This window comes from Caulobacter sp. P4_E5 (assembly GCF_056401555.1).
Map to the genome: position 1 here is coordinate 1 of NZ_JBFUJD010000131.1, position 9,939 is coordinate 9,939.

The following is a 9,939-nucleotide window of genomic DNA, read 5'->3' on the forward strand; positions in this document are numbered from 1 at the left end:
CTCCTCACCCGTGAAACGGGGGAGGTGGCGCGGCGCCGATAGGCGACGTGACGGAGGGGGCGTGCGCTCTGTGGATAACTTTCCACTTTCCGCGCCGACGCCCACAACGCAAAAGCCCCGCGCCGTTGCCGGCGCGGGGCTTTGAAATCTCAAACCGATCGAAGGATCAGGCGATCTTTTCGACCTGGCTGTATTCCAGCTCGACCGGGGTGGCGCGGCCGAAGATCGAGACGGTGACCCGCAGGCGGGCCTTCTCCTCGTCGACATATTCGACCGAGCCGTTGAAGCTGGCGAACGGGCCGTCGGTGACGCGGACGTTCTCGCCCACTTCGTACAGCACCACGGCCTTCGGGGCGGCGACGCCTTCCTCGATGGCGCCGACGATGCGCTGGACTTCCTTTTCGGAGACCGGCATCGGCTTGGAGCCGCTGCCCAGGAAGCCCGTCACCTTCGGGGTGTTCTTGATCAGGTGATAGGCCTCGTCCGAGAGGTTCATCTTCACCAGGACGTAGCCCGGGAAGAACTTGCGCTCGGCATTGACCTTACGGCCGCGGCGGATCTCGACGACCTCTTCGGTCGGCACCAGGATCTCGGAGAAGTTCTCCTCCAGGCCCTGGTTCTTGGCCTGCTCGCGGATGCTCTCGGCCACCTTCTTCTCGAAATTCGAGTAGGCGTGGACGATGTACCACTTGTGGTTCGGGTTCGAGGCGGTTTCGGTGCTCATCGCTCTATCTTATCCCGAGGTGGCCAGCTTCAGAAGCTGGTTCACGGCGAAGCCAAGCCCGCCGTCGACGGCGAGGAAGAACAGCGACGCCATCACCACCATGATGAAGACCATCACCGAGGTGATCCAGGTCTCCTTGCGGGTGGTCCAGGTGATCTTGCGGGTCTCGGCGCGGACCTCGCGGAAGAACTGCACCGGGCTGGTGCGCTTCTTCGGGGCGGCGGGGGCGGCGCTCGTCGCGGCGGCGCCGGCAGGCGCCATCGCCGCGGCCGTCTTGGCGGCGCGGGACTTGATCGCGGACGGGCTGGATCCCGGTTTCCTGGCCATGCTTTAGAGGCTCACGACTTTCCTAAAGACCTCGGATCGCGAGCGACCCGGGGCAAATGTGACGAGGCCGGAAGCCGACCCGTCGCAAACATATAGTGGCAGGAGTGGGGGGACTCGAACCCACGACTTTCGGTTTTGGAGACCGACGCTCTACCAGCTGAGCTACACTCCTGCAGACCGACCGCCCTTTCGGGCTGACGGACACCCGGAGACAGACAGCGCGCCAGAGGGCTTTGCAGCCTCGACGCGCCACGTCCAGTCGCCAGAGCCGCGCCATTTAGCAGGGTCGCACCCGACGGGCAAGCGGCGCGCTGAGGTTTGGCGGGTTCGCGGCGTTTTGGGCCAGCGGGCGGGGTTCGTGGGCGGGGTTCGCGGGCCGATCTCGCGCGGATCCGCGCAGGATCAAAGGCCTGGATCGGGCGTTACCCTTCCATGCCCACGATCTCCAGCCAACCCTCACAGCCTTCTTCGTCCGACCGCCCGTCGAATCGGGAGGTCGAGCACGAGAACCAGCGGCCCGCGCCTCGGGAGGGACAGCCTCCTCGGCCGGCCACCGAGCCGCAGAACGCGGCCGACAGCGCCCGTTCGCCGAAGACCCGGACTGATCCGGGCTCCGGCGAGGGCTAGCCTTAACGTCTAGAGCGTGACGGGCGCCGAAACCGGCATCCACTTTCGGCTGTCACGCCCTGGCTAGCCGGCTGGATCAGCCTGCCTTCGCCGTCTTGGCCTTGGCGGCCTTGTCGGTCTCGGTCGACGCGCTGGACGGGATGCTCGCGCCGCACTGAATGCCCAGGTAGCTGAACTTGATGTTCGTCAGCTCACGCCCGCACTGAGTGTTCTTGCCACTGTCCGTGCCGCGCAGCGACACCGCCACGCCCTTGCTGAGATCAGGCGCTGGGCTGGCGCTGCTGATGTCGTAATACCCGCCGCCACGCCCTTTCACGACGAGGCAGTTGGTGCTTTCGACGGGCCGCACGCAGCCCGACGCCGTGACCGGCGTCCCTTCGACCATAACTTGCTGAGCTTGCGCGACTTTCGTCTTCGCGCCGCCGTCGCTGCAACCAGCCAACCCAAGCGCTAACAGACCGGCCGCCGCGGCGGCCCCTACGAACCATACCCGCATACGTTCCTCCGTATCGTTGGCTCCGCGAACGAAGCAAAACGAAGTCTGCGCCTCGTTTGAAGACCCGGCAATCACATTTTTGACGTTTTCGAAAAAGCGGTGCGGCGGTTTCGCGGTTTGGGAAAAAGATTGTCCTTAACCGGACGACAGACGCCCATGGTTTCAGAACTCTGGCGCGAACCGCGCAATCTCATGCCGACCTCAGCTGACACTCTTTCTCATCTGAACGACTGTTCGCGGACCGAGACGACGCTTTCTGTTTCGATCGAATACTCGTGTGATCCTACGGCTTCCCGACACAACGCCGCCGCGTCGGTGGAGGGACCCAGATTTTCCGAAGTCCGCTTTAGACAACCCGCGTTGACATCAAGACGGCCATGCTCACATGAGACAGGCGCCGCCAAAGGGCCAGGGCGGCTTCATCCGCGCCGCCCCCCTTGAGTTTCAACGAGGGCTGGCGCTTCTTCCGCGCCGAGCGCGCGCACAGGACACAAGAGTTCAGATGACGGCCACCGCGACCGTTCCCACGCCCCCCGTGAAGGAAGCCCCGCACCACGTCGAGAAGGTGCTGTGGGTCAAGCACTGGACCGACCGCCTGTTCAGCTTCGCGATCACCCGTCCGGCCAGCTTGCGCTTCCGCTCGGGCGAGTTCGTGATGATCGGCCTGCCGCCGCGCGAGGAACTGGGCGAGAAGAAGCCGATCCTGCGCGCCTATTCGGTGGCCTCGCCGCACTTCGCCGAGGAGCTGGAATTCTTCTCGATCAAGGTCCCCGACGGCCCGCTGACCTCGCGCCTGCAACTGATCCAGGAGGGCGACGAGGTCCTGCTGGGCAAGAAGCCGACCGGCACCCTGGTTTTGGACGCCGTGCGCCCGGGCAAGCGCCTGTTCCTGTTCGGCACCGGCACGGGCCTGGCGCCCTGGCTGTCGGTGGCCCGCGACCCCGACGCCTACGCCCGCTTCGAACGCGTGATCGTCGCCCACGGCGTGCGCGAGGTGCAGGAACTGGCCTATCGCGACCTGTTCACCGCCGAGATCCACGACGACCCGCTGGTCGGCGACGAGGCCAAGGCCCAGCTGACCTACTATCCGACCGTGACCCGCGAGCCGTTCGAGCGCCAGGGCCGCTTCACCGACCTGATCACCTCCGGCCAGATCTTCCGCGACCTCGGCCTGGACCAGGTGAAGTTCGACCCCGAGCACGACCGCGCCATGCTGTGCGGCTCGATGGCCATGATCAAGGACACCGCCGCCCTGCTCGAGGCCCAAGGCCTGAAGGAAGGCTCCAACGCCGACCCGGGCGACTTCGTGATCGAGCGGGCGTTCGTGGGCTGATCGCCTACCGTAAAGACCAATATTTCTTGTCATCCCGGAAGCCTCGCAGAGGCTGTCCGGGACCCAGGGGCCAAGCGCAACGCGGTGGCCCCTGGATCCCGGCTCTCCGCTTCGCTGCGGCCGGGATGACAAGTTTTGGGATCCCCTGATACTTACGATCTCCAAACGCTCGGCCGAGTAGCGGATACAAACCCATGACCGCCCCCGCCCTGCGCCACCTCAAGAACCTCACCGTCGAGGACGCCCGCGCCCGGATGCTGGACGGCGCTGTTCGCCTGGGCGTCGAACACGTCTCCCTCGCCGACAGCATCGGCCGGGTTCTCGCCGAACCTATCGTCGCCTCGCGCCATCAGCCGCCGTTCGACGCCTCGGCCATGGACGGCTGGGCGATCCGCCGCGCCGACTATGCCCCGGGCAAGGCTTTCGCGGTCGCCGGCGAGAGCGCGGCGGGCAAGGCCTTCGCCCGCGCGGTCCAGCCCGGCGAGGCCGTCCGCATCTTCACCGGCGCCCCGGTCCCGGCCGGCGCCGACCTGGTGATCATCCAGGAAGAGGCCGTCCGCGACGGCGACACGGTCCGCTTCGAGGCCGGCGAGAATCCCAAGTCCAACATCCGGCCCGCCGGCGGCGACTTCAAAGCCGGGGATGCGCTGCTGGCGCCCGGCCTGGTCATCGATCCCTGGCGGCTGGGCCTGGTCGCCTCGGCCGGCCTGGCGAAGGTCCCGGTCGCCCGCCGGCCGCGCGTGGCGATCCTGGCTACCGGCGACGAGCTGGTCGCGCCCGGCGGAACGCCGCGTCCCGACCAGATCTTCGAGAGCGGCTCGTTCAGCCTCGTCGCGCTGATCCAGGCCTGGGGCGGCGAGGCCGTCCGCCTGACCGCCGCGGCCGACGACGCTGAGGCGATCGCGGCCGCGGTGGATCCCGTCGAGGCCGACCTGATCGTCACCATCGGCGGCGCCTCGGTCGGCGACCACGACCTGGTCAAGCCGGCCTTGCGGACCCTGGGCCTGGAGCTCGCCGTCGAAACCGTCGCGGTGCGCCCCGGCAAGCCGACCTGGTTCGGACGGCTCGCGGACGGCAGGCGCGTGCTGGGCCTGCCCGGCAATCCGGCCTCGGCCATGGTCTGCGCCGAGCTGTTCCTGCGCCCGCTGCTGGCGGCCCTGCCCAGCGCCGACGCCGAGCTCCACCTGGTCGCCGCCCGGCTGGCTGGACCTCTGCCCGCCACCGGCCCGCGCGAGCACTGGATGCGGGCGGCCCTGTCGGTCGACGCCGAGGGCCGAACGGTCGCCAAGGCCTTCCCCGACCAGGATTCCTCGCTGGTCGGCGTGTTCGCGCGGGCCGACGCTCTGCTCCGGCGCCGAGCCGGGGCGCCGGCCGTTTCGGCGAACGATGTCGTGGAAGTTCTGCCCCTCCGCCGAGGCTGAAACCGCGACGGCGGCGAATTGGCGTGCTACTCCGGGACCGACTCTCCCCCGGGGCGCGCCCCGGCCTTCAGGCTCAAGAGGTTCGTTTCATGGGGCATGCAGGCAAGATCGCGACCCACGTCCTGCTGGCCTTCCTGGCCCTGCTGGTCGGCCGCTACCTCGTCATCGACATGCCGTTCACGCGGGACACGCTGCTGCAGGCGAGTCTCTACGCGCTGGGTTCGCTGATCGTCGAGCTGCTGTTCCGCGTCGAGCGCGCGCCCTGGCGCTTCGTGTCGGCCAGCGACCACCTGCGCCTGTTCCGCTCGGCGGTGCTGACGGCGGCGACCTTCATGGTCCTGACCCGGCTGTTGCATCCCGGCATCGACGGCGGCCTGCGCACCGTGGCCGGCGCCGCCCTGATCCAGGGCACCTTCCTGTCGGCCCTGCGGGTGATCCGCCGCAGCCTGCACGAGCGCCAGCTGCTCGACTCGGTGCTGCGCCTGGGTCCGGCCTCGATGCACCCGGCCCTGCCGCGCCTGCTGATCGTCGGCTCGGCGTCCGAGGCCGAGGCCTTCCTGCGGGCGCCGGCGGGGCTGGGCGAACGCTACGCCCCGATCGGCGTCGTCTCGCCGATGGACCGCGAGACCGGCGACGAGCTGCGCGGCGTCTGCGTGCTGGGCGCCATCGCCGACTTCGACCGGGTGCTGGCCCGGCTTCGTGACAGCGGCCTATCGCCGTCGGCCATCCTGTTCCTGACCGACAGCGCCATGAGCACCTTCGGGGCCGAGCGCCTGGGCCGGCTGAAGACCGAGGGCGTGCGCCTGCTGCGCCGCCACGGCGTGGTCGAGATGGGCGCCGGCGCCCCGCCCGGACCGGTCCTGCGCGAGATCAGCCTGGAAGAACTGCTGAGCCGTCCGCCGGTGCGCCTGGATCCCGAGCCGGTCCGCGCCTTGGTCTCGGGCCGCCGCGTGCTGGTCACCGGGGCCGGCGGCAGCATCGGCTCGGAGCTGTGCCGCCAGATCGCCGCCAGCGGCTGCGTCCACCTGACCATGGTCGACGCCTCGGAATACAACCTGTTCCACATCGACCGCGAAATCGCCGAGAGCCACCCGGCCCTGCATCGCCGCGAGATCCTGTGCGACGTCCGCGACGCCGCCCGGGTCCGCCGCGTCTTCGCCGAGCAGAAGCCCGACATCATCTTCCACGCCGCGGCGCTGAAGCACGTCACCCTGGTCGAGAACCATCCGTGCGAGGGCGTGCGCACCAACGTGCTGGGCACCCGCAACGTCGCCGCCGCCGCCAAGGCCTGCGGCGCGGCGCACCTGGCCTTGATCTCCACCGACAAGGCCGTGGCCCCGACCAGCGTGATGGGCGCGGCCAAGCGCGTGGCCGAGGCCGTGGCCCGCCAGTACGGCGGCGGCGGCGACATGCGCGTCAGCATCGTCCGGTTCGGCAACGTGCTGGGCTCGGCCGGTTCGGTGGTGCCGATCTTCCAGAGCCAGATCGCCCGCGGCGGCCCGCTCACCCTGACCGACGCCGAGGTCGAGCGCTACTTCATGACCATCCCCGAGGCCGTGCAGCTGGTGCTGCGGGCCGTGGCCCTGTCGATGATCGCCTCCGAACCCGAGGCCGGGGTCCTGACCCTGGAGATGGGCGAGCCGGTCAAGATCATCGACCTGGCCAAGCGGATGATCGAGCTGCAGGGCCTGGTTCCCGGCCGCGACATCGAGATCCAGATCACCGGCCTGCGTCCTGGCGAGAAGCTGACCGAGACCCTGGTCGACGTGAACGAGGTCGCCCGGCCCAAGGCCCCCGGCATCATGGAGGCCCTGCGCCTCTCGCCGGCCCCGGCCATCGAGGACGCACGCCTGGAGGCCCTCGACGCCCTGGCCGAGGACGGCGACGAAGCGGCCGTCCGCGCCCACCTGTTCGACCTGGTCGAGGACCTCCGCCAGGTGGGGCCGTCCAAGGTGGTGAAGATCCGGGCCTCATAGGGCGCTTCGCGCTCTCCGCGGGCGACGCCGGTCCCGTTATTCGCGACGGGGACGGTTCAGCGGCCAGCACGTGTTGGATTTCCGACGCGGCCAAGGGGCGAGGCCTTTAAAATACGAAGAGACACCTGACCGGCTATTGCCAAGCTTTACGCGATCTTGGATTGTGCGCCCCAAGGTTGTTGGGGGCGCTTTGGGCATGGTTTGGGTTGGACGCTGGGCCAGCGTGCTGGCGGCGCTGTGCGTATTGGTGATCGCGCAAGGCGCATGGGCCGACACGGCTACGCCGACCGACCTGACGACCTACTTCAAATACGACGCCATGCGCCGGGTGACGATGAAGATCGGCCCCGACCCGGACGGCGCGGGCACGGGCCGGCCGCGGCGCATGGAGAAGTACGAGTACAATCCCGACAGCCAGCTGAAGACCAAGTGGATCGGCTTCGGCAACACCATCGATGGTTCGGACTTCGTCGCCCAGGCCGAGCTGATGGTCGCTTACGACTACGACGCGGTCGGCAATCTGGTCTGGGAGAAGAGCGCCCTTGGCCTGACGCAGTACTCGTACGACAAGAACGACCAGCTCGACTGCACCGCCGTGCGCATGGCGCCGGCCGGCGTGACGTCGCAGGCCGACCCCTGCTCGCTGGTGGCGGGCGTCGACAACGCCGCCGGACCCGACCGTATCAGCAAGAACCATTACGACGCGGCGGGCCAGCTGACCTCCGTCGAGCGTGGTCGCGGCGGCGGTCTGGTCCAGCCGTTCGAGGAAGAGACCGGCTACACCGCCAACGGCAAGGTGGCCTATCGGCGCGACGCCAACGACAACACCTCGACCTATGTCTATGACCGCTTCGACCGTCTGCGGGAGCTTCAGTTTCCGGCCACGACGCTGGGATCGCCGAATTCGAGCGGCACGGACAGGGAGCTCTACGACTACGACGCCAACGGCAATCGCACCCAGCTGACCAAGCGCAACGGCCAGACCTTCGTCTTCACCTACGACAAGCTCAATCGCCAGGTCTTCAAGGACGCTCCGGGTTCGGCCGGGGACGTGACGACCGTCTACGATCTCCTCGGCCGCGCCACCTCGATCAGCTGGTCGGGTTCGAGCGTCGCCTCGACCTACGACAAGGCCGGCCGCCGGACGAGCGAGGCGACGGCCGGGCCGGGCGGGACCCTGCTGGTCAGCTCGCGCTACGACGCGGCCGGCAACCGGACGCGCGTGATCTGGGGCGCGGACCCGGGGGACGACACAGGCGTTTATGCCGCCTACGGCTACAAGTCCGACGGAAGCCTCGAGACGGTCGCTGGTTCGGCCGGGCTTCTCGAAAGCTTCACCTATGACGAGCTGGGTCGGCCCAAGACCGCCACGCCGAACAATGGCGTCGCGAGCGCCTACCACTTCGATCCGGCCAACGGCCTGCTGGACTATATCCACCACGACGGGTTCGGCGGCGGGGCCAAGATCTGGCAGGCCTTCGGCTACAACCCGGCCGGTCAGGTCGTCACCCAGGAACAGAGCAACCCGAACCTGATCTGGACGGGGCAGCCCAGCACCACGACCTCACTGCTCTATAACGGCCTCAACCAGAACACCGCCGTGGCGAGCCTGGCCAACGGCGTCTGCGGGGCGGCCGGGGCCGGCTACGACTGCAACGGCAACCTGCTCGTCGATGTCGACGTGACCTCCAACGCCACGCGCAAGTTCGCCTACGACGCCGAAAACCGCCTGGTCCAGGTGGCCAAGACCGACGCCCAGGGTCAGACCACGACCCAGACCCTGGCCTACGATCCGACGGGGCGACTGCTGACCACGACGGCCGGCGGCGTGGTGACGCGCTTCCTCTACGACGGCGACCGCCTAGTGGGGGAATACAACGGGTCGGGCAATCGCCTGCGCCGCTATGTGCATGGCGTGGGGACCGACAATCCGCTGGTCTGGTTCGAAGGGGCCAACGACACCAACCCGCAATGGCTGCACGCCGATCGCCAGGGCTCGGTGGTAGGCTATTCGCTGAGCGACAAGAGCCTCTCGACCTATGCCTACGGGCCGTACGGCGAGGCCCAGTCCTGGGCCGGCTCACGCTTCCGCTACACCGGCCAGATCGCCCTGCCGGAGGTGGAGCTCTATTACTACAAGGCGCGGGTTTATGACGCGCGTAACGGGCGGTTCCTGCAGACGGACCCGATCGGGTATGACGACGGGCTTAACTGGTATGCCTATGTAGGGAATGACCCGCTCAATAAAACAGACTCAAGCGGCTTGGGCCCGCTTGTTCCAGCGATGGCTGGTGCTGGGTGCGCAATAACGGTTGAAATCGGTTGCGCGCCAGGTGCGGCGGTTGGAGCCGGTCTCGGTGCCACTATTGAGGTGGGTGGCGTTCTATGTGCTGCTTTGTGTGGCAAGGTTTGGGACCATTTTCATAAGAATGAGGCTGAGCGTCCTTCCAGCGGCCTGCCCGTTCAGGATGGCGCGAAGGTGGAGCGGCCGGGAAAGACCGGCGTTAAAGATCAAGTGTACGGAAAGCCGGGAGGTATCAAAGATGCGAATGACGACTTCGACAACAGTGTAGATCCGGAAACTGTACAAGATCGAGGTGATGGTATTCGGACCGGTAAAACCTCAGATGGGGCGAATATTACAGTTCGCCCAAACAGTGATGATGGAAGGCCGACCGTGGACGTTACGAGGGGGCGCGGCAAAGATAGAGATACTGATAAGTTTAGGTACGGGGTTAAAAAGGGGGGATGAATGGGCGCGTATGGTGATAATTTATACTTTGAATCAATCTCATTTAATGGAGAGTTTCTGAGATTGATATTGAGTGGGATCGAATCTGGATCTATTTTGATAGAGTTTAAATTTGTAAGAAATTTTATGTTCTTCAAGGAGGGGGATTTCTTCAAAGAAATAAGTGCTTACAGAAAAGGAACATATCCCAACACTGAGGATGGTTTGCCAAATTTGTTTGAAATACTGAGTGGATCGATACTGCTTGAGGGGCGTAAGGTGGAGGCAGCTGAGGAGGATAGTA

8 protein-coding genes, 1 tRNA gene and 1 pseudogene are annotated in these 9,939 nt (G+C 66.7%); 5 read left to right on the forward strand and 5 right to left on the reverse strand.

The window, feature by feature from the left end; genetic code table 11:
- Nucleotides 1–166: 166 nt before the first annotated feature.
- The 4 genes from nusG to AC1DSO_RS24015 all read right to left on the reverse strand — a co-directional run bounded on the left by nusG (nt 167) and on the right by AC1DSO_RS24015 (nt 2,174).
- Nucleotides 167–724: a transcription termination/antitermination protein NusG gene (gene nusG / locus AC1DSO_RS24000; RefSeq protein WP_047411743.1), complete on the reverse strand. Its 558-nt coding sequence runs from the start codon at nt 722–724 to the stop codon at nt 167–169.
- Nucleotides 725–733: 9 nt separating this feature from the next.
- Nucleotides 734–1,051 (reverse strand): preprotein translocase subunit SecE, encoded by a 318-nt coding sequence (gene secE, locus AC1DSO_RS24005; RefSeq protein ID WP_056054821.1) that lies wholly within the window; start codon nt 1,049–1,051, stop codon nt 734–736.
- 96 nt (nt 1,052–1,147) lie between these two features.
- Nucleotides 1,148–1,223: transfer RNA gene (locus AC1DSO_RS24010), tRNA-Trp, on the reverse strand.
- Nucleotides 1,224–1,754: 531 nt separating this feature from the next.
- Nucleotides 1,755–2,174 (reverse strand): hypothetical protein, encoded by a 420-nt coding sequence (locus AC1DSO_RS24015; RefSeq protein WP_477071202.1) that lies wholly within the window; start codon nt 2,172–2,174, stop codon nt 1,755–1,757.
- 502 nt (nt 2,175–2,676) lie between these two features.
- On the opposite strand from AC1DSO_RS24015, the gene AC1DSO_RS24020 reads away from it, so the two are divergent.
- Nucleotides 2,677–3,507 (forward strand): ferredoxin--NADP reductase, encoded by an 831-nt coding sequence (locus tag AC1DSO_RS24020; RefSeq protein ID WP_477071203.1) that lies wholly within the window; start codon nt 2,677–2,679, stop codon nt 3,505–3,507.
- 4 nt (nt 3,508–3,511) lie between these two features.
- On the opposite strand, the pseudogene AC1DSO_RS24025 reads toward AC1DSO_RS24020, so the two are convergent.
- A pseudogene (locus tag AC1DSO_RS24025) lies at nt 3,512–3,638 on the reverse strand (hypothetical protein); the annotation flags it as partial.
- 63 nt (nt 3,639–3,701) lie between these two features.
- Here AC1DSO_RS24025 and AC1DSO_RS24030 point away from each other — a divergent pair.
- From AC1DSO_RS24030 to AC1DSO_RS24045, 4 genes are all read left to right on the forward strand, one after another.
- Entirely contained in the window at nt 3,702–4,928 is a 1,227-nt protein-coding gene (locus AC1DSO_RS24030) for a molybdopterin molybdotransferase MoeA (protein ID WP_477071204.1), read from the forward strand.
- Between the two features lie 89 nt (nt 4,929–5,017).
- Complete coding sequence (locus tag AC1DSO_RS24035) at nt 5,018–6,904, forward strand: polysaccharide biosynthesis protein (RefSeq protein WP_477071205.1); 1,887 nt, start codon at nt 5,018–5,020, stop codon at nt 6,902–6,904.
- A 196-nt stretch (nt 6,905–7,100) separates the two neighbouring features.
- Nucleotides 7,101–9,656 carry an RHS repeat-associated core domain-containing protein gene (locus AC1DSO_RS24040; protein WP_477071206.1) on the forward strand — a complete coding sequence of 852 codons (2,556 nt, stop codon included), beginning with the start codon at nt 7,101–7,103 and terminating at the stop codon, nt 9,654–9,656.
- Nucleotides 9,657–9,939 (forward strand): hypothetical protein (locus tag AC1DSO_RS24045; protein ID WP_477071207.1); only part of this gene is annotated, 283 nt, incomplete at its 3' end.